We start from the raw sequence: 20,480 nt of genomic DNA on the forward strand, positions 1-20,480 counted from the left end.
GCTATGGATCGCCCGGATCTAGTGACATACCGAGCGGTACGTGAGCAGAATCAGCGCAAACGTTACCGCCGCGTAGGCAAAGTCGCCCCGGGAGGACGCCGTGCTGAGCACCATGCAGGACGTACCGTTGCTGATCTCCAGGATCCTGACCCACGGAGCCGCGATCCACGGCACATCACAGGTGATCACCTGGACCGGCGAGGCCGAGCCGCACCGCCGCTCCTACGCCGAGATCGGCACCCGCGCCGCCCAGTTGGCGCACGCCCTGCGCGACGACCTTGGCGTGGCCCCCGACGACCGGGTCGCCACGCTGATGTGGAACAACTCCCCCCACGTCGAGGCGTACTTCGCGATCCCCTCCATGGGCGCCGTCCTGCACACCCTCAATCTCCGGCTGCCCCCCGAGCAGCTCGTCTGGATCGTCCACCACGCCGCCGACCGCGTGGTCATAGCCAACGGCTCGCTGCTCCCCCTCCTCGCCCCCCTCCTCCCCCACCTCAAAACCCTCCGGCACGTCGTCGTCTCCGGCCCCGGCGACCGCTCCGCCCTCATCGAGGCGGCCACGACAGCGGGCGTCCAGGTGCACGAGTACGAGGAGCTGCTGGCCGGCAAGCCGACCGCGTACGACTGGCCGGAGCTGGACGAGCGGCAGGCCGCCGCCATGTGTTACACCTCCGGCACCACCGGCGACCCCAAGGGCGTGGTCTACTCCCACCGTTCGGTCTATCTGCACTCCATGCAGGTCAACATGGCCGAGTCCATGGGCCTGACCGACCGGGACACCTCCCTGGTCGTGGTCCCGCAGTTCCATGTCAACGCCTGGGGCCTGCCCCACGCCACCTTCATGACCGGCGTCAATCTGCTGATGCCGGACCGTTTCCTCCAGCCCGCCCCGCTCGCCGAGATGATCGAGCGCGTCCAGCCCACCCACGCCGCCGCCGTCCCGACCATCTGGCAGGGCCTGCTCGGCGAGCTGACCGCCCACCCCCGGGACGTCTCCTCCCTCACCCAGGTCACCATCGGCGGCTCCGCGTGTCCGCCGGCCCTGATGGAGGCGTTCGACCGGCTCGGCATGCGGGTCTGCCACGCCTGGGGCATGACGGAGACCAGCCCGCTCGGCACGGTGGCCCGGCCCCCGGCCCACGCGGCCGGCACGGACGAGGAATTCGCCTACCGCATCACCCAGGGCCGTTTCCCGACCGGCGTCGAGGCCCGGCTCACCGGCCCCGGCGGCGAGCGCCTCCCCTGGGACGGGCGATCGGCGGGCGAGCTGGAGGTCCGTGGCCCCTGGATAGCCGGCGCGTACTACAACGGCGTCGACGGCGAACCCCTGCGCCCCGCCGACAAGTTCACCGCGGACGGCTGGCTGAAGACCGGCGACGTCGGCACGATCAGCCCCGACGGCTTCCTCACCCTCACCGACCGTGCCAAGGACGTCATCAAGTCCGGCGGCGAATGGATCTCCTCGGTGGAGCTGGAGAACGCGCTGATGGCCCACCCCTCCGTCGCCGAAGCCGCCGTCGTCGCCGTCCCCGACCAGAAGTGGGGCGAGCGCCCGCTGGCCACGGTCGTCCTCAAGGAGGGCGCCACCGCCGACTTCGAGACCCTCCGCGCCTTCCTCGCCGACGAGGGCAAGATCGCCAAGTGGCAGCTCCCCGAACGCTGGACGATCCTCCCGGCCGTCCCGAAGACAAGCGTCGGCAAGTTCGACAAGAAGGTGCTGCGCAGGCAGTACGCGGACGGGGAACTGGAGATAACGGAGATCTGACGGACGGGGGGGGGTGTCTCTACAGGCTTCGTTCGTCAATACCTAGGGTCCCTAGGGACCGTAGGGACGAAACCCGTAGGGCACCCCCACCCCGCGTCAGTTCGTCCCGATCCTCGCCAGCAGCTCCACGATCCGACTCTGCACCTCCGTACTGGTGGACCGCTCGGCCAGGAACAGCACCGTCTCGCCGGAGGCCAGCCGCGGCAGATCCGCCTGGTCGACGGCGGCCGTGTACACGACCAGCGGGGTGCGGTTGAGCTGCCCGTTGGCCCGCAGCCAGTCCACGATCCCGACCTGCCTGCGATGCACCTGCATCAGGTCCATCACCACCAGGTTCGGCCGGAACTGCCCCGCCAGCGCCACCGCGTCCGCGTCGCTCGCGGCCCGCGCCACCTGCATCCCGCGCCGTTCCAGCGTCGCGGTCAGCGCCAGCGCGATCTCCGCGTGCTCCTCGATCAGCAGCACCCGGGGCGGATGCTGCTCGCTGTCCCGCGGCGCCAGCGCCTTCAGCAGTACGGCGGGGTCGGCACCGTACGCCGCCTCGCGCGTCGCCTGTCCCAGCCCGGCCGTCACCATCACCGGCACCTCGGCGGCCACCGCCGCCTGCCGCAGCGACTGGAGCGCGGTCCGGGTGATCGGCCCGGTCAGCGGGTCGACGAACAGCGCCGCCGGGAACGCCGCGATCTGCGCGTCCACCTCCTCGCGCGAGTGCACGATCACTGGCCGGTAACCCCGGTCACTGAGCGCCTGCTGGGTGGAGACGTCCGGCGCGGGCCACACCAGCAGCCGCCGCGGATTGTCCAGCGGCTCCGGCGGCAACTCGTCGTCCATCGGCTGCGGACGCGGCGGATCCGGCACCTCGACGGCTCCCCCGGGCCCGTCCAGCGGCTCGGGCCCCTCGGCCGCGTTCTCGTCCGGAGCGCCGATGGCGTACGACCGTCCGGCGCCCTCGGTGTGCTGCGCCGCCCGCGACTGCGGCGCGGAGGGGGCGGCTACGGGAGCCTGCTCGGCGGCGGGATGCGGGCGGGCCTGCGGCTCCTGCGCCCCGGCCGGCTCGTTCCGGGTGCCCAGCTTGCGCCGCCGGCCGGAACCGGAGGGGTTGTGGGGCGCCGGGGTGCCACCACCACCGGCCGCCGGAGCCTGAGGCTGGGCCTGGACATGCGCCTGCGCCGGTACGTGCCCCTGCCCCTGCCCCTGCGGATGCCCATGTACGTGCCCCTGCGGCGGGACCTGCCCCGGCATCTGCTGGTGCTGGACCTGCGGTTGCTGGCCCTGGGCCTGCTGAGCCTGGGCCTGCTGGACCTGTGCGGCCTGCCGGTTGAAGGGCACGCCCTGCCCCAGTGTGCGGACGCTTATGGCCCTGCCCTGGGTGGAGTCGGGGTCGACCGGCGCGACGGGTGGCGTGGGAGCCGCCGCCTCGGCGGGAAGCGGCTGGGCGGCCCGCTGCGCAGGCGCGGTCTCCGGCGGGAGAGGGGTGCCCGGGGCCGGGGTCGACGGGCCCGCGGCGGGTGCGGATGCCGATGGGGACTGCGTCACCGGCCGGCCACCGGGCCGTACGGCCTCACCCGCCGGAACGCCCTGCGCGGGCACCGGCACATGACCACCCGTGTGCCCCCCCGGCACCGAGCCGACCGGCGCGGGAGCCTCACCCGCTCCGGCCCCCTGCCCCGTCTCCAGCCCGGGCGGGGCGACGGCCCGCCGCCGACGCCCGGTGGGCACGCCCGCCGGAGCCCCGGAGGGATGCGGCTGCGGCGGCGTGTGGTCATCGGCCTGATCGTGGGGTACGGCGTCATGCCGCCCGTCCGGAACCCCTTGCGCGGGCACGGGCATGGGCGAGGGCGCAGCCGGAGCCACCGGCATGGAGCCCGGTACCGGAACCTGAACCGGAACCTGACCCTGAACCTGCTGCGGAACCTGCGGAACCTCCGCCCCGCGATCCGCCTCGGCGGGCGGCAGCGCGAACACCGTACGAGGAGCCGCCTCCTGAGCCACCGCCCGTTCCTGCGCGGCGGCGAGCGCACGACGGCGCCGGCCGGAGGGATCCCCGCCCTCGGTGTCGTCCGACCCGGCGGCCGACCCGACGGAACCGCCGGTACCGGCCGCAGGAAGCGCGGGCGGCAGCGCGGCGGGCGCTTCCCCACCGTCCCCACCGCCCCCACCGGCCCGCCGGGCCCGTCGCCCGGAGGCCCCAGAGGCCCCGGCGGGCACCCCCTGCGGCGGTACGGTCCCGCCCAGCCCCGACCCCGAGGCGGCGGCCCCGGCCGCGTGCTCGGCGGCGGTGACGACGGCACCTTGCGAAACCCCTGGCCCGAGCGCGTGAGGAGCATGCCCCTGGGCGGCCACCGGCTCGACTGCGGCGGACGGCGGAGCCATGAGCGCGGGAGCGCCCGGCGCTCCCGCCGAGCCCGAAGGGTGCACGTCGGCGGGCCGCCCCCGCCGCCGCCCGGTCGGAGCGGCCCCGTCGTTCCCGCTACCAGTCCCGCCCCCGCCCCCGCTACCGCCGCCGCTCTCGATCTCGGCCGGAGCCGCGCCTGCCGCCTGCTCCCCGTCCCGGGCCTCGGCGTCCTCGGCCGCGCGCCGACGCCGCCGTCCGGTGGGCGTGGGCCCGTCGGCGTCACCGCCCGCCCCCGGCACCTCGCTGTCGAGGAAGGCGTCGACGGAGGACCGCCGGGCCCGTCGCCGGCCACCGCCGGAGGTGTGATCGGCGCCAGGGTCGGCATGCTGATCGGCGGGGCTCTGGGCGCCGGAAGGCAGCCCGGAGGAAGACCCGGAGGACAGTTCGGGGCGCGGCGGCGCGGCCACCGCCCCGGCGCCACCCCCGATGGGCACCTCCAGCACATACGCGCTGCCGCTCATCCCCGGCACCACATGGGTCTGGAGCACCCCGCCATGGGCGCGCACGATCCCGCGCACGATCGGCTCGTGCACCGGGTCGCCCCCGGCGTACGGTCCGCGCACCTCGATCCGTACGACCTCACCGCGCTGTGCCGCCGCCACGACGACGGTGTTGTCCATGTACCCGCCCGCGGAGACGGGCGAGTTGCCGGTGGAGTCGACGCCGGCCACATCGGCGACGAGATGGGCGAGGGCGGTGGCGAGCAGCACCGGATCGACCTCGGCCTCGATGGGCGGCGCGTGCACGGCGAACTGCACCCGCCCCGGCCCGATCAGCTCGACGGCCCCGTCGACCCCGGAGGCGACGACGGAGTCCAGCATGACCTTCGTACGGGTGACGGAGTCGGTGCCGCTGTCCAGCCGCTGGTAGCCGAGGACGTTGTCGATGAGGGTGGTGATCCGGGAGTAACCGGCGGACAGGTGGTGCAGCACCTGATTGGCCTCGGGCCAGAGCTGACCGGCGTCGTCGGCGGCGAGGGCGGACAGATCACGGCGGAGTTCGTCGAGCGGGCCGCGCAGGGAGTCGGCGAGCAGCGTGAGGAGCTGTTCGTGCCGCCCGGCGAGGGCCTCGTAGCGGTCCTTCTCGCGCTCGGCGAGGGCGGCGTAGCGGTCCTCACCGGCCGCCAGTTCCTCCGTGTGCGCCTCGCGCAGTTCCTCGATCTCGGTGACCTGCCGCTGGCGCAGCGCGGTCAGATCGGAGGCGTGCTCCTCGGAGAGCCGCTCCAGCTCCTCGGCGTGCCGCTGCTCGACACCGTCCTTCTCGGCGGCGAGCGTGTCGTAGGCCCGCCGGTCGGTGAAGGCCATGACGGCACCGACCAGCTGATCCCCGTCCCGCACGGGCGCGGTGGTCAGGTCGACCGAGACCTTGTTGCCGCCCTTGTTCCACAGCACCTGCCCGCGCACCCGGTGCTTGCGCCCGGACCGCAGGGTGTCGGCGAGCGGCGACTCGTCGTACGGGAACGGCGACCCGTCGGCCTTCGAGTGCAGGACGAGGGTGTGCAGCTCCTTGCCGCCCAGTTCACCGGCGCGGTAGCCCAGGATCTGGGCGGCGGCCGGGTTGACGAGGACGATCCGTCCGTCGGTGTCGGTGCCGACCACGCCCTCGGCGGCGGCGCGCAGGATCATCTCGGTCTGCCGCTGCGAGCGCGCCAGCTCGGCCTCGGTGTCGACGGTCCCGGACAGATCCCGTACGACCAGCATCAGCAGTTCGTCGGGGGCGGAGGTGTAGCCGTATCCGTCGTACGCCTGCTGGCCGTTCTCCAGATGGGCGCTGGTGACCTCGACGGGGAACTCGGATCCGTCGGTGCGGCGCGCGACCATCCGGGTCGGCTTGGTCCGGGCCCGTGGGTCGATGTGATCGGGCCGGCGCATGCCGCCCGGGATCAGCTTGGAGTCGAACTGCGGCAGCAGATCCAGCAGGCCGCGTCCGACGAGTGCGGTGCCCGGGGCTTCGAATGCCTCCAGCGCGATGGTGTTCGCGTTGACGACGGTCCCGTTGGCGTTGACCAGGAACAACGCATCGGGAAGCGCGTCGAGTATCGCTGCGAGGCGAGCAGCGCCTCGGGATGGCCTGCTGCTCACGAGACGCTTCCTCCCTGTTACCGCACCTTGCCGACCGCTCGGGCCATCTTGCCAACCTGCCCGCTACGTGTCACGCGAGGGAGTCTAAAGGCTGGGCTCGCGCTCGCGACGCCGGATGGGAGAGAGGTCCCACGACCCGGTGACGGGGTACGGGGCGGGGCGCAGGTACCGGCAGGGCCGCCCAACCGGCACATCCGGCCACCTCCACCCCTCACCCGCATCCCCTACGGCAAACCCTTACACCCCAGGTACGAATACCCAGAAAGGGGTAGGAAGGGGGATCGCGCCCGGGCCCGCCGGCTAGCCCCGCGCCTCGGGCAGCAACGGCACCAGCCGGTTCCATCGGTCGATCTCACACCCATTGGTCCGCTCGAACCGCGCGTCGACGCGCCGCCCGGACCAGGTGCCGGTGACCTGGGCGGTGGCCGTCCCGCCGTAGAGCATGGTGCAGACGCTCCCCTCCGCGACCGGCGCGAACGGATCCCGCCCCGCCGTGACCTCCCGCTCCACGGCCCCGCACGCCCCACGGACATCGGGATGACTGCCCCCATCGGGCTGACAGGAGACGTCGTACGAGGTCTCCTTCCCGTCGGTGTCCCGGAGCGTGACCTCCAGCTGCCCACTGGTGACCCGGTCCTCCAGCCGGATGGGCGGCGGCAGCGCGGGGGAGGGGGCGGCGACGACGGAGGGAGCGCCGGAGAGCGCCCCGACGGTGAGGAGGAGGACGCCGACGCGGAGGACGCGACGCGCCCCGCCCGGGGACGTGACCTGTGACCTGACATTTGACCTGACATTTGACATGGCCTGCGACATGACCTGATTAACGCCGGGACGGCCGCGACGTTGCGGACCACGGCCCGCCGGCCGCACCCCCGCGAACGCCTTTGCCCTGTCCCCCGCCCGCCTAGTACGGTGGGGGCGATTGGTGACACCCCGCTCGTCTGTGTCATCATCTGCACGCGCCATTCGCGCTCGCGCGAACGGTTGTGCTGGAGGCGTCGCCTAGTCCGGTCTATGGCGCCGCACTGCTAATGCGGTTTGGGCCTTAAAGCCCATCGAGGGTTCAAATCCCTCCGCCTCCGCACCGAGAATCAGGGAGCCCCGCCGAGTCAGGCAGGGCTCCCTGATTCGTTGCGCGACCCGCCCGGCAGTCCATGCCCTTCTGGCATCGTTTTCGCAGGTCATACAGGGTGCGGGCAATGGATTTCACATGACGGCGGCAGTCATGTACTGTTCTTCCTGTCGCCGCGAGCGGCCCTCACGGACCCAAAGCAGAGACAAAAAAACAGCACACAAGCACTCGTAGCTTAACGGATAGAGCATCTGACTACGGATCAGAAGGTTGCAGGTTCGAATCCTGCCGAGTGCACAGGTCAAAGCCCCTCCGGGATCATCCCGGAGGGGCTTTTTCAGTTGGCCCCGGGCCCGTCAGCCCAACGGCAAGGACAGTTGCGCCGGTTCCTCGGACAAGGACGTGATGGTCGTCCTGCTGCCTTCCGTGTCCGCGGCCGAGTACAGCTGGTCCTTGCTGTTGAGGACCAGCATCAGGCGGTGGCCGGGCGGGAGGTCGTAGGCGGTGGGCTGGAGGGGCCAGGTGACGTGGTGGTTCTCGTGGGGGGTGAGGGTGGGGAGGGTCAGGGGCTCGTGGGTGATGATGCGGGCCGTGTTGTCGGGGGCGAGGTCGAAGAGGTAGGCGATCACGGTTGCCGACGTGGCCGTGTTGCGGAGGGTGAGAGTCAGTTCGGGGATGCCTCGGATGCGGCGGGAGGGGCCGTCAGGAGTGGGGGAGTCCGGGGGTTCGGGGGTGGTCCAGACGGCCAGGTGCTGGCGGTCGAATTTGTCCGTGTCGTAGGTTTTCGGGTTGCCCGTCCATTCCGCCTGGCCGGTGGTGATGATCGCGTCCACCGCGGTCGCGTCCGTCAGTTGGCCGGTGGTGAATTCGCGGGTCCAGCCGGTCTCCAGGGCCGGGGCCAGGCCGCCGTCCTGGCCGGTGGGGGACCCCTCCGTGAGGTACCAGCGCTCCGTTGCCGTGGTGATGGACGACCAGGTCGGGCTCGGCTCGCGGATCGCCGGGGTCGTGATCACGTTCTTGCCGGTCGACGGGTCCGTGCGGGTCTCGTAGGTGAACATCACCTGGCTGGTCAGCGCGGGCCAGGAGGGCACGTCGTTCTCGGCGTCCAGGAGGTAGTGGTCCAGCCAGGCGAACGCCTCCTCCAGTGGGACGTTCGGGCCGCTGAACGGGATCGTCAGAGCGGCGCCCTCGGGGGCCGCGTGATCGCCGATCCAGAGGTTGAGGTGCTTCGGGGCCGTCAGCTCGTCGTACCGGCGGACCAGCTGGCCCGCCGGGAACAGCGTCTCGTGCCAGGTGTTGGAGAAGAAGGTGGGGATTCGGCGGGTGTTGGTGCGGTCCAGGTATGTGGACGGGGAGCGGGTCTCGGCCCAGTCCACCACCCGGTCCAGGTTCTCGCCCGCCTCGAAGTCGTCCAGGATCCGGCGGGTCTCCTCGTCGAACTTGCGTTCCTTCGGGCCGCCGGTGAAGTTGATCAGGGACGTCACCGCCGCCAGGTGGCGGGTGTCATGGTGGTACAGGCTCTCGGCCAGGTCGCTCCAGGTGCTCAGGGCCACGACCGCGGCCACCCGGTTCCTCTCGTCGTGCGCCGCCACCAGCTGGCTGATGCCCGAACCGTACGACTCGCCCAGGAACCCGACCCGGCTCGGGTTGAAGTGCTGCTGGGCGTAATCGATCACCGTCGAACCGTCCGCCCAGTCCTTCTCGCCGGCCACATCGATCGTGCCCCCGGACGTGAACGGGCCGTCGATGTACGCGCCGCCCGGCACCTGGATCGTGGTGCCCAGGCCCCTCGGGGTGTAGGCGAGGACGTGGTAGCCGCGGTCCGCCAGCAGCAGATACGCCCACTCGAAGAGCGCCCAGCCGAACGGGGTCCAGCCCGCCGGGACGATCACCACCGGGCGGCGCTCGTCCGTGTTCAGCCTGATCGTGTGCGCCGACAGTTTCACGCCGTCCCCGGTGGTGATCCAGGGGAAGCCGATGGTCGCCTTCTGCCGTACCCGGTCCACCAGTTGCTGGAGGTCGGCGGGGAGCAGCGGTTCGCCGGCCAGGCCCTTGAGCGTGGCGATCAGGGCCTCGGCCACCTGGCCGGCCGCCGGGGTCAGCGCGCTGGGGGCCGAGTACAGGCCCTGCTCGGCGACCCGGCCCACCTCCGCCGCGGTGACCGTCTCGATCGCGTCGTCGTCCTGCGGGTTGCTCACGAAGCCCTGCCTCTCGCTGCCGCCGGCCGCCTGCTCGTGCGAGGCGGCCGGTACGCCCGTCTGCCGGAGGCCCCGGCATCTGCGGGATCCTTTCCGTCCCCCGGCCCTCTGCCCCGGGCGTGCGGAAGCCCGGGTGGGCAGTGGGGGTGGCTCGTGCGCCGTGGTGGGGAGCGTGCGCGCCGGGGGCTCACTCGCACGTCATGCCGGGTCCAAGGGCTTGCGCTACGTCCCCCACGCCCGCACGTGGTCCCGCAACCGGCGTGCCACCTGGCCCATCACCGCGTCCACGCCCGGCTGGTGGCCCGCCGCCACCCGCGATTCCGTGAGCGCCGCCACCGCGTAGCGCCGGCCGTCGGTGTGCTCCACCACCCCCGCCTCGTGCCGGAGGTTGAGCAGCGTGCCGGTCTTGGACGACCAGGTGGCCGCGTCCGAGGCGAAGTCGGGGGCCAGCCGGTGGCGCAGGACATTCGCGGCGAGGAGGGTCCGTACGGCCGTGGCCACCTCGGGTGGGAGGGATGGGTGCCAGATCGCCTGGAGGAGGTCCACGAAGGCCCTGGCCGTGCCGGTGTTCGCGTGGGAGATGTCGAGCTGGGGGACCCGGTGGCCGCGGCCCGGGGTGCCCGCGTCGATGGCGAGGGCGTGGGCGAGGTGGAGATCGGAGGCGGTGAAGCGTTCCGCCGGGGTGTCGGTGAGCTGGTCCATGGTGTGGCGTACGGCGATCCCGGTCACCCCCAGGTCCGCGAGGATCGCCGCCACCTGGCTGGGCGGGGTCAGCGTGAAGAGGGCGTCGGCCGCCACTCCGTCACTGATGCAGGTGCTCAGATACACCAGGTCCGCCACCGCCACCCGCGCCGGATGACGGAAGCGGCTCATGCCGGTCGGGCCCGGGATCGTCATCCGGCCCGGCTGCACCTCCACCGGCATGGCGGCGTCCAGTTCGCCCCGGCGGACGCGTTCCAGGGTCGCCAGGGCCAGCGGGATCTTCACCAGGGACGCCACCGGGAACTCGATGTCCGGGTCGATGCCCACCTCCTCGCCCGTGTCCAGGTCCCGTACCAGGAAGGATCCGTGCAGGCCGCTCTCGCGGAGGGTGGCTCGGAGGTCGGTGAGGAGGGATGCGGTGTTCTTCATGGGGTCCTGATCTTCTTGTTCTTCTCGTTTCTCTCGTCCGTCTGCTCCGCGTACAGGCAGGCGGCCATCGGCCTCCCGCATTCACTGCGGAGGCGGTCCGTCGTCTCCGTGTCGCCCTCCTCCGCCGCCACCAGTGCGTACCCGCGCGTCAGACCCGCGTGTGGTCCCTGATGCAGTTCCCCGATCTCCCGCCAGCGCAGGCCCAGCGCGTCGGCCTGTCCCCTTGCGCAGACCAGGGCGTCCCCGCCGCCCGCGAGCACCTCGGCGGCGGCTGCCGTGAGGTGGGGGGCCACCGCCAGCTGGGCCGGGCGCAGGCCCAGGGCGTCGCGGAGGCGGGTCAGCCGGTCGCGGATGTGCGGTACGTCGTCCTCCGGCTGGAGCCAGACACGGCGTGCGCGCCGGTCGCCGTCCGCGCGGGCCGGGCGCAGGGTGTCGAGGTAGATCGGGCCCGCACCCGGCGCATCGGTGACCGCGAGGCCGAGCGGTACCGTCCATGCCGCCGCGTCCGGCGCCACCGCGAGCAGCGCCGCCCGTACCTCCCGTGAGCCGACCAGTTCGGCCCGTTCGGCGGGGCCGGCCGGGCGGGGGTCCAGGGGGATGCCGTGCCGCTGGGCGGCGGCGATCAGCCGGGCCAGCGCGCCGGTGGGGAGGTCGGGCGGGACGGCGAGCCGCAGCGGGCGGTGCCGGGCGGCCGCCGCCTCGTGCTCCAGCCGGTCCCCGAGCCGCACGAACCGGCGGGCCAGCGGCAGTACGTCCCGGCCGAACGGGGTCAGCGCCACCGTACGCGACGATCTCGACAGCAGTCGCTCGCCGAAGTGCCGTTCCAGCGCGGCCACGCGGCGGCTGGCCACGGGCTGTGCCATCCGTGCCGCCGCCGCTCCCACCGTGAAACTCCCGTGCTCGCTCACATGGACGAACGCACGGCATGCCCCCAGAAGATCCACAGCTCTCACTATGCCAAAGCGGCTCCGCGGGACCGGGGCCGCGCAGTGGGCCACGGGCACCACGACCGCTATGCCGAAACGGCATGGATACGTACGGGTGCGTCTTGGACGGCCGGGGCGGGTGGGGCTCAGGGTGAGGGGCGAAAGGCCGTTCCGGCCCGGGGGTCACCCCGCTCGCTCTCTGGAGGTCATGCCATGACGTCGTCCGTGCTTCGGGTCCGCCGGGGTGCCGCCGCCGCGGCCGGGGTGTTCGTGCTCGCCGCCCTGCCCGCCTGTGCCCAGGGGGAGAACCAGGGGGCGGCGGGGCAGCGGACCGTGGGCGCGCAGGCCGCCGCCGACCATGAACAGCCGGACGCCCAGGCCGTGAAACGGGAGTTCCAGGCGCTGGAGAAGGAGTTCGACGCCCGTGTCGGGGTCTACGCCCTCGACACCGGCACGGGACGTACCGTCGGGCACCGGCCGGACGAACGGTTCGCCTACGCCTCCACCTTCAAGGCGCTCGCCGCCGGTGCCGTGCTGCGCGAGCACGGGGTGGCGGGGATGGACAAGGTCGTGCACTACACCCGCGAGGACATCGTCGAGAACTCGCCCGTCACCGAGAACTTCATCGAGACCGGCATGAGCCTGCGCGAGCTGTGTGCCGCCACCCTCTGGTACAGCGACAACACCGCCGTCAATCTGCTTCTGGAGGACCTCGGCGGGCCCGACGCGCTGGAGGCCGTCCTGGCGGAACTCGGCGACGACGTCACCGAGATGGACCGCTTCGAGCCCGATATGAGCGAGGGCACGCCGGGGGACATCCGGGACACCAGCACGCCCCGCGCCCTGACCGGCAGTCTGCGGGCGATGCTGCTCGGCGAGGGGCTGGAGCGGGACGAGCGGGCGTTGCTGCGGACCTGGATGCAGACCAACACCACCGGCGAGACCCTCATCGCCGCCGGAGTGCCGGACGGCTGGACCGTCGGGGACAAGAGCGGCACCGCGGGCTACGGCGGCCGGAACGACATCGCCGTGCTGTGGCCCGACGACGGCGGCAACCCGATCGTGCTGTCCGTCCTCACCTCCCGTGACCAGGAGGGGGCCGAGCGGCGCGACGAAGTGGTCGCCGAGGCGGCGGCTGTGGCCATCGAGGGGTTGGGGAGGGGTTAACGCCCCCCGGGGGGCGTTGTCCCCCGTCCCCGGCCCGTTGTCAGTGGTCGCCTCTACGCTTCGGGCAATGGGTCGGTCATGGCGTTGCTCGGGACTGCGGTGGTCGGTACGGGGTCCGGGGCTGGAGTGGGACGGGGGTCGGCGGTCCGCGCTGACCTGGGGGAAAAGGGTGGCCTTCGGGGTCGGTACGGGGGGTGGGCGGACGTGTGTCGGAGCGCGGGGGAATCCGTGTCCCGTGCGGGCGGCGGTGTCGGGGCGCAGTACCGGCGTGCGGTGCGAGGAGTGCGCGCGGCTGGACCGGGCGCACTCGGTGGCCGCCGACACCATCGCGGACGACCCCCGGCCGTACCACGTGTATCTGGCGTGGTTCGGGCCCGGCATGACCAAGGTCGGGATCACCGGTGTCGCGCGGGGGCCGGCGCGGCTGCTGGAGCAGGGGGCGGTCTGTTTCAGCTGGCTGGGCGCCGGGCCGCTGATGGCCGCGCGCCGCGCCGAAGAGCTGTTGCGGGCGGCCCTGGGCGTGCCCGACCGGATTCCGTACGCCGCCAAGCGCGCGGTGCGTTCCGCGCTGGCGGGGGGCGAGGCGGAGCGGGCGGCGGAGATCGGGGAGCTGCACGCGCGGGCGGTGGCGCTGCCCGCCTGGCCCCAGTCGCTGACGCGGGCGCCGCTGGGGGTGGTGGATCACGTCGGGGTGTTCGGGCTGGCGGGGCTGCCGGATGCCTTCGGGGAGGTGAGTGAGCTGGTCGCGGGCGGGACGGTCAGCGGTGAGCTGGTCGCGGCCGCCGGGCCGGATCTGCATCTGCGGACCGGGCGGGGGGTGGTCGTGCTCGACACGCGGCTGATGCGGGGGTGGGAGCTGATGCCGGTGGCCGCCGACGGGGGTGGCGGGGGGCTCGGGGAGGTGTCCGTGCCGGTGCGGGAGTTCGCGAAGGAGGCGCATCGGCAGGACGGGCTGTTCTGAGGCGGCCTTCCCAGGGCCGCCCCGCAGCCTCTCCATGGTGAGGTGGCCTCCCCATGGCCGCCCCGCGGCCTTCCCATGGTCGCCCTATGGCCGTTCCATGCCGCATGGCCGCTCTATGGCCGCTCTGTAGCCGCTCGATGGCCGCCCTGCGGCCGCCCTGCTGCCTCCCCGCCCTCTCGCCACCGGCCCTTTTGCCACGAGCCTTTGCCACGAGCCGTCCCACCCTTCCTCACCCCCTGCCCCAGCCCTTCCTTGGACCCCGCTGTGGATTTCTCAGAGAAATCACAGGTTCTGGAAAGGGCCCTCTAAGAGGCCGCGGAAAAGGTGTCCGGTATGACCACGACCTCGCCCCAAGGGCGCACCGAACTGCTGAGGCCGGACGGGAGCCCCGTCCGGGTGCTTGTGGTGGACGACGAGCAGTCGATCACCGAGCTGCTGTCCATGGCCCTGCGCTACGAAGGATGGCAGATCCGGAGTTCCGGCGACGGCCAGGGGGCCGTGCAGACGGCGCGCGAGTTCCGGCCGGACGCCGTGGTGCTCGACATGATGCTGCCCGACATGGACGGGCTGACCGTGCTGGGGCGGCTGCGCCGCGAACTGCCCGAAGTACCGGTGCTGTTCCTGACCGCGAAGGACGCGGTGGAGGACCGGATCGCCGGGCTGACGGCCGGCGGGGACGACTACGTCACCAAGCCGTTCAGCCTGGAGGAGGTCGTCGCACGGCTGCGCGGGCTGATCCGCCGCTCCGGCGCCGCCGACCGCCGCTCCGACTCCGTCCTGGTCGTCGGTGACCTCACGCTGGACGAGGACAGCCACGAGGTGACCCGCGCCGGGCAGGGCATCCATCTGACCGCGACCGAGTTCGAGCTGCTGCGGTTCCTGATGCGCAATCCGCGCCGGGTGCTCAGCAAGGCGCAGATACTCGACCGGGTGTGGTCCTACGACTTCGGCGGTCAGGCCAATGTCGTCGAGCTGTACATCTCCTACCTGCGGCGGAAGATCGACGCCGGGCGCGAGCCGATGATCCACACCCGGCGCGGCGCGGGATATCTGATCAAGCCCGCCACGTCATGACCCCATGGCGACAGCCGCGACCGTGGCGGCGCCCGGCGGGTCAGCCCCGGACGCTGCGGTCCCGGCTGGTCGTCGCCTCCGTGGTGCTGATCGCCGTGGTGTGCGCGGTGATCGGCACCGTCACCACGGTCGCCCTGCGCTCGCATCTGTACGCCGAACTCGACGCCCGGCTCGGGGAGTCGGTCGCGCGGGTGGTCGGGCCGGGGCCGTACGTAGACGGACTGGGCAAGTCGGTCAAGAAGGACCCGGCCGATCTCGTCGACTTCGTGACGCGCGGCCCGCAGCCGCAGGGCACCATCGGCGCCGAACTGGTGGGCGGCACCGTCGTCAGCGCCGTGGTCGGCGACCGGTCCGCCGACTACACCCAGCCCCAGAACCTGAACCAGTCGCAGATAGCGGCGCTGGACTCCGCGCCCCGCGACGGGAACCCGCACACCATCGACATTCCCGGACTCGGCGAGTACCGGGTCCAGTTCGGCACCAACGCGGACGGCTCCCGCGACTACTACGTGGCCATACCGACCACCGACGTCAGCAACACCCTGCGCACCCTGCTGCTGATCGAGATCAGTGTGACCGCCGCCGGGCTGATCGCCGCCTCGCTGGCCGGCGTGGTGATCGTCAACGTCGCCACCCGCCCGCTGCGCCGGGTCGCCGCCACCGCCATCCGGGTCTCCGAGATCCCGCTGCACAGCGGCGAGGTGTACCTCGACGAGCGGGTCCCGGAGTTCCAGACCGACCCGCACACCGAGGTCGGCCAGGTCGGCCTCGCCGTCAACCGGCTGCTCGACCATGTGCACGGGGCGCTGCACTCCCGCCAGCAGAGCGAGATGCGGGTCCGGCAGTTCGTCGCCGACGCCAGCCATGAGCTGCGTACCCCCCTGGCCTCGATCCGCGGGTACGCCGAGCTGACCCGGCGCGGCCGCGAGGAGGTCGGCCCCGACACCCGGCACGCGCTGCGCCGCATCGAGTCCGAGGCGGCCCGGATGACGCTGCTGGTCGAGGATCTGCTGCTGCTGGCCCGGCTGGACGCCGGCCGGCCGCTCCAGTTCGAGCAGACCGATCTCGTACCGCTGGTCGTGGACACCGTCAGCGACGCGCGCGCCGCCGGGCGGGACCACAACTGGCGGCTCGCGCTGCCCGAGGAGCCCGCGCTGGTCAGAGCGGACGCGGCCCGGTTGCAGCAGGTGCTGGTCAATCTGCTGGCCAACGCCCGCACCCACACCCCGGCCGGTACGACGGTCACCGCCCGGGTGCGGTGCGGTGCGCCGGGGCTGTGCGTGGACGTGCAGGACGACGGGCCCGGCATCCCGCCCGAACTGCTGCCGCATGTCTTCGAGCGGTTCGCGCGCGGCGACTCCGGGCGCACCCGGCGGGCCGGTTCGACCGGCTCGACCGGCCTGGGCCTGGCCATCGTGGAGGCCGTGGCGACCGCGCACGGCGGTGCGGTGAGCGTCGACAGCAGGCCCGGACACACGGTGTTCACGGTCCATCTGCCCGCGCTGGAAGGGCCCCAGGCGCGTGCAATGAACTGGCAACACCAATCACAGCCACAGCACAGCGCCACCACATGGGTGCGACAGGGCACGTGACAACAGTCGTTCCATGCGAACCGACTCTCGGGCGCCTTCAAGCGGCGCCCAACCCCCCACGCTGCCGGCCCGGGAGCATCTCCCGGCCACGGCGGCCGGAGCGCCGGTCCTCGACGTCGTGATTCCCGTATACAACGAGGAGAAGGATCTGGAGCCGTGTGTGCTGCGGCTGCACGAGCACCTCACCCGTACCTTCCCCTACCCGTTCCGCATCACGATCGCCGACAACGCCTCGGCGGACACCACCCCCGAGGTGTCCGCCCGGCTCGCGGACACCCTCACCGGGGTCCGCGCGGTGCGGCTGGAGCAGAAGGGCCGCGGCCGTGCCCTGCGCACGGTGTGGTCCGGCTCCGACGCCCCGGTCCTCGCGTACATGGACGTCGATCTGTCCACCGACCTCAACGCGCTGCTGCCGCTGGTGGCGCCGCTGATCTCGGGCCACTCGGACCTGGCGATCGGCTCCCGGCTGGCCAGAAGCTCCCGCGTGGTGCGCGGCGCCAAACGGGAGTTCATCTCCCGCTCCTACAACCTGATCCTGCGCGGCTCGCTCCAGGCCCGGTTCTCCGACGCCCAGTGCGGCTTCAAGGCGATCCGCGGCGATGTCGCCCGGGCGCTGCTGCCGCTGGTGGAGGATACGGGTTGGTTCTTCGACACCGAGATGCTGGTGCTCGCCGAGCGGGCGGGCCTGCGCATCCACGAGGTGCCGGTGGACTGGGTCGACGACCCCGACTCCACCGTGCACCTGGTGCGGACCGCCACCGACGACCTCAAGGGCGTCTGGCGGGTGGGCAAGGCCCTGGCCACCGGTTCGCTGCCGCTGGACCGGCTGACCCGCCCGTTCGGCGACGATCCGCGCGACCGTCAGCTGACGAACGTACCCAAGGGGCTGGCCCGCCAGCTCGTCGGGTTCTGTGTGGTCGGCGCGCTGTCCACCCTCTTCTATCTGCTGCTGTACACGGCCTTCCGGGGTTTCACCGGGTCGCAGGTGGCCAACGCGCTGGCGCTGCTGGTCTCCGCGCTCGGCAACACCGCCGCCAACCGGCGGCTCACCTTCGGGGTGCGCGGCCGGGCGGGTGCGGTCCGGCACCAGGCGCAGGGGCTGGTCGTGTTCGCCATCGGCCTGGTGCTGACCAGTGGTTCCCTCGCCGCCCTGAACGCGGCGAGCGGCGACCCCGGGCACTCCACCGAGCTGGCCGTGCTGATCGCCGCCAACCTCGCCGCGACCGTGCTGCGGTTCCTGCTCTTCCGCATCTGGGTCTTCCCGGACCACCGCGAGGGCCCCGGCCACGGCGGTACGACGATCGTCGCCGGGCACGACCCGCGCCTCGCCCCGAGGCCCCCGCAGGGCCCGCACTCCCCGACCGCCCCGACCACCCCGACCTACGCCGGCCAATCGGGGGCGGGGGGATGGCAGCCGTATCCGGGGCCACCGCCCCAGCGGCCGTACGACACGGGCGGCCGGTCGTACGACGGGAGCGGTCGGACAGGTGACGGGAGTGGCCGGTCGTACGACGGGAGTGGCCGGTCGTACGACGCCGGCGGCCGTACGTATGACCCGAGCGGTCGGTCGTACGACGCCAGTAGCCGTACGTATGACGCGAGCGGCCGGACGTATGACGCCAGTGGCCGGACCCCCTACGACAGTGACCCCTTCCGCCCCCGGCCGGGCGACCCGCAGGACACCGATCCGACGGACCCGAGGAACCCCCGATGACGTCGACGACCACGCCCCATGAGCCGGCCCCCGTGCCCGGCACGCAGCCCGCCGCCCCGCACCGCAAGCCGCCCTTCCTGCACCGGGTCCGGCGCGGGCGGCCCGAGGACCCGCGCTGGGTGCGCCCGGCGTTCCTCGCCACGCTGGTGGTGATCGGCGCCCTCTACACCTGGAACCTCACCTCGTCCGGATACGCCAACTCCTTCTACTCGGCGGCCGTCCAGGCGGGCAGCGAGTCCTGGAAGGCGTTCTTCTTCGGCTCGCTCGACGCGAGCAACGCCATCACCGTCGACAAACCACCGGCGTCCCTGTGGCCGATGTCCCTGTCGGTACGGCTGCTGGGGCTGAACTCCTTCGCGATCCTCTTCCCCGAGGTGCTGATGGCGGTCGCCACGGCAGGCGTGCTGTACGCCGCCGTCCGCCGCCGGTTCAGCGCCGGGGCCGGGCTGATCACCATGGCGGTGTTCGCGCTGACCCCGGTCGCCGCGCTGATGTTCCGCTTCAACAACCCGGACGCCGCGCTCGCCCTGCTGATGGCCGCCGCCGTGTACTGCACCCTGCGCGCGCTGGAGCAGGCCCAGACCAAGTGGCTGATGTGGGCGGGCGCGGCGATCGGTCTGGCGTTCCTGGTCAAGACCCTCCAGGCGTTCCTGATCCTGCCGGTGCTGGCCCTCATCTATCTCGTCCTCGCGCCGACGAGTGTGCGCAAGCGGATCGGCCAGGTGCTGCTCGGCGGGCTCGCGGTCATCCTCGCGGGCGGCTGGTGGGTCGCGATCGTCGAACTGTGGCCGGCGTCCTCCCGCCCCTACATCGGCGGCTCGCAGACCAACTCCTTCCTGGAGCTGACCTTCGGCTACAACGGCCTCGGGCGGCTCAACGGCGATGAGGCCGGCAGCGTCGGCGGCGGGCGCGGCGGGGACACGGTCGGCTGGGACCGGATGTTCACCTCGACCGTCGGCGGCCAGATCTCCTGGCTGATCCCGGCCGCGCTGATCCTGCTCCTCGCGGCGATCTGGCTGCTGCGCAGGGCGCCACGCACGGACACCGCCCGCTCGGCGTTCCTGCTGTGGGGCGGCGCGATGCTGATCACCATGGTGGTGTTCAGCTTCATGCAGGGCATCTTCCACGAGTACTACACCGTCGCCCTCGCCCCTTACATCGCCCCGCTGATCGGCATGGGCGCGACGGTGCTGTGGGAGGAGCGCGGCCGGGCCTGGGCCTCGCTCACCCTCGCGGGCGCCGTGACGGTGACGGCGGCCTGGGGATACGTGCTGCTCAACCGGTCGGCCGACTATCTGCCGTGGCTGAAGTGGCTGGTGCTGATCGGCGGTCTGACCGCCGCGCTCGGTCTGGTCTTCGTCACCCGGCTGAGCCGTCCGCTGACCCTCGGCGTCCTCGGACTCGGCGCGCTCGCCGTGCTCGCGGGTCCGACGGCGTACACCCTGAGCACGCTCGACGTGGGACACACCGGGTCGATCGTGACGGCCGGTCCGGCGGTCACGGCAGGCCGGGGCGGCGGCGGTGGCGGTGGTGCCGGGGGTGCCGGGGGCGGCACCCGCGCCGGTGGGCTCCCGCCCGGCACCCAGGGCCAGCAGGGCGGCGGCCAGACGGGACAGCCCCCCGCCGGTGGCGGCTTCGCCGGCGGAACGCGCGGCCAGGCCCCGGGCGGCGGCACCGCGCAGGGCGGCGGCACCGGTGGCGGTACGGGCGGCGGTACGGGCGGTGGCGGCGCGATGGGCGGACTGCTCGACGGGGCCGCCGTGAGCGACGAGGCCCAGCAACTGCTGGAGGACTCGGACGGGTTCACCTGGTCGGCGGCGGCCGTCGGCGCCCAGAACGCCGCGAGCTACCAGCTGGCCACCGGCGATCCGGTGATGGCCATCGGCGGCTTCAACGGCACCGACCCGTCGCCCACGCTGGCCCAGTTCCAGCAGTACGTGGAGGAGGGGCAGATCCACTACTTCATCGTCTCCGGCGGTTTCGGCGGGGGCGGTGACGGCGGCACCGCGGCGGAGATCTCCACCTGGGTCCAGCAGAACTTCACCGAGGTCACGGCCGGGACCAGCACGTTCTACGACCTGACCCAGCCCGTGAGCCCGGCCGCGGGCTGAGGACCGTATCCATATCCATGGCCCGCACGCCATGAACAGGTGCCCCGCTTCATGAACAGGTGCCCTGCTTCATGAGCGGGTGCCACGCACCATGAACAGGTGCCCCGGAGCGAGCTGCTCCGGGGCACCTGTTCATACGGCCCATACGGCCTATGCGGCCCAAGTCGCCCATGTGGCCCCCCTCAGGATGCCGGGACGCCCACCCCGGCATCCAATGAGAGCGTGTCAAGCGCCCTGAGCCGGGCGAGATCCGGCCTCCTGCAACGGCTCGGGGAATGGTGCGCCCGCCA

At 72.5% G+C, this 20,480-nt stretch carries 12 protein-coding genes and 2 tRNA genes; 9 read left to right on the forward strand and 5 right to left on the reverse strand.

Translation table 11 applies throughout. The annotated features are described in order from the left end of the window. Window positions 1–112: 112 nt before the first annotated feature. Complete coding sequence (locus tag ACFRFC_RS13085) at window positions 113–1,768, forward strand: long-chain fatty acid--CoA ligase (RefSeq protein ID WP_382682868.1); 1,656 nt, start codon at window positions 113–115, stop codon at window positions 1,766–1,768. 96 nt (window positions 1,769–1,864) lie between these two features. On the opposite strand, the gene ACFRFC_RS13090 is transcribed toward ACFRFC_RS13085, so the two are convergent. Both ACFRFC_RS13090 and ACFRFC_RS13095 read right to left on the reverse strand, forming a co-directional pair. Beyond that, window positions 1,865–6,244 carry a PAS domain-containing protein gene (locus ACFRFC_RS13090; RefSeq protein WP_382682411.1) on the reverse strand — a complete coding sequence of 1,460 codons (4,380 nt, stop codon included), beginning with the start codon at window positions 6,242–6,244 and terminating at the stop codon, window positions 1,865–1,867. 300 nt (window positions 6,245–6,544) lie between these two features. Beyond that, window positions 6,545–7,045 carry an SSI family serine proteinase inhibitor gene (locus ACFRFC_RS13095; protein ID WP_382682409.1) on the reverse strand — a complete coding sequence of 167 codons (501 nt, stop codon included), beginning with the start codon at window positions 7,043–7,045 and terminating at the stop codon, window positions 6,545–6,547. A 190-nt stretch (window positions 7,046–7,235) separates the two neighbouring features. Here ACFRFC_RS13095 and ACFRFC_RS13100 point away from each other — a divergent pair. Continuing rightward, window positions 7,236–7,326 (forward strand) — tRNA-Ser (locus tag ACFRFC_RS13100). 214 nt (window positions 7,327–7,540) lie between these two features. After that, a tRNA-Arg gene (locus ACFRFC_RS13105) sits at window positions 7,541–7,613 on the forward strand. 59 nt (window positions 7,614–7,672) lie between these two features. Here the strand turns inward: ACFRFC_RS13105 and ACFRFC_RS13110 are convergent. The 3 genes from ACFRFC_RS13110 to ACFRFC_RS13120 form a co-directional block, all read right to left on the reverse strand. Then, a complete protein-coding gene (locus ACFRFC_RS13110) occupies window positions 7,673–9,514 on the reverse strand; it encodes a CocE/NonD family hydrolase (RefSeq protein WP_382682406.1) in 1,842 nt (613 codons plus the stop codon). Between the two features lie 222 nt (window positions 9,515–9,736). Continuing rightward, window positions 9,737–10,645 (reverse strand): serine hydrolase, encoded by a 909-nt coding sequence (locus ACFRFC_RS13115; RefSeq protein ID WP_382682404.1) that lies wholly within the window; start codon window positions 10,643–10,645, stop codon window positions 9,737–9,739. Further along, on the reverse strand, window positions 10,642–11,589 hold the full coding sequence (locus ACFRFC_RS13120) for a LysR family transcriptional regulator (protein WP_382682402.1): 948 nt from the start codon (window positions 11,587–11,589) through the stop codon (window positions 10,642–10,644). The genes ACFRFC_RS13115 and ACFRFC_RS13120 overlap by 4 nt, the downstream gene beginning before the upstream one ends. Before the next feature lie 195 nt (window positions 11,590–11,784). Here ACFRFC_RS13120 and bla point away from each other — a divergent pair, with 195 nt between their 5' ends. The 6 genes from bla to ACFRFC_RS13150 all read left to right on the forward strand — a co-directional run bounded on the left by bla (window position 11,785) and on the right by ACFRFC_RS13150 (window position 20,190). After that, the gene (gene bla, locus ACFRFC_RS13125) at window positions 11,785–12,738 is read left to right on the forward strand and encodes a class A beta-lactamase (protein WP_382682400.1); all 954 of its coding nucleotides are present in this window, start codon (window positions 11,785–11,787) and stop codon (window positions 12,736–12,738) included. A gap of 67 nt (window positions 12,739–12,805) precedes the next feature. Further along, window positions 12,806–13,699 (forward strand): DUF2797 domain-containing protein, encoded by an 894-nt coding sequence (locus tag ACFRFC_RS13130; protein WP_382682397.1) that lies wholly within the window; start codon window positions 12,806–12,808, stop codon window positions 13,697–13,699. 333 nt (window positions 13,700–14,032) lie between these two features. Then, window positions 14,033–14,773, forward strand: coding sequence for a response regulator transcription factor (locus ACFRFC_RS13135; RefSeq protein WP_382682394.1), 741 nt, complete (start codon window positions 14,033–14,035; stop codon window positions 14,771–14,773). Continuing rightward, complete coding sequence (locus tag ACFRFC_RS13140) at window positions 14,770–16,365, forward strand: sensor histidine kinase (RefSeq protein WP_382682391.1); 1,596 nt, start codon at window positions 14,770–14,772, stop codon at window positions 16,363–16,365. Before ACFRFC_RS13135 ends, ACFRFC_RS13140 begins: the two co-directional genes overlap by 4 nt. A gap of 13 nt (window positions 16,366–16,378) precedes the next feature. Next, window positions 16,379–18,079 (forward strand): glycosyltransferase, encoded by a 1,701-nt coding sequence (locus tag ACFRFC_RS13145; protein WP_382682389.1) that lies wholly within the window; start codon window positions 16,379–16,381, stop codon window positions 18,077–18,079. Next, a complete protein-coding gene (locus ACFRFC_RS13150) occupies window positions 18,076–20,190 on the forward strand; it encodes an ArnT family glycosyltransferase (RefSeq protein WP_382682386.1) in 2,115 nt (704 codons plus the stop codon). The genes ACFRFC_RS13145 and ACFRFC_RS13150 overlap by 4 nt, the downstream gene beginning before the upstream one ends. Window positions 20,191–20,480: the final 290 nt, after the last annotated feature.

The organism is Streptomyces sp. NPDC056734 (assembly GCF_042790455.1).
Taxonomy (GTDB): domain Bacteria; phylum Actinomycetota; class Actinomycetes; order Streptomycetales; family Streptomycetaceae; genus Streptomyces.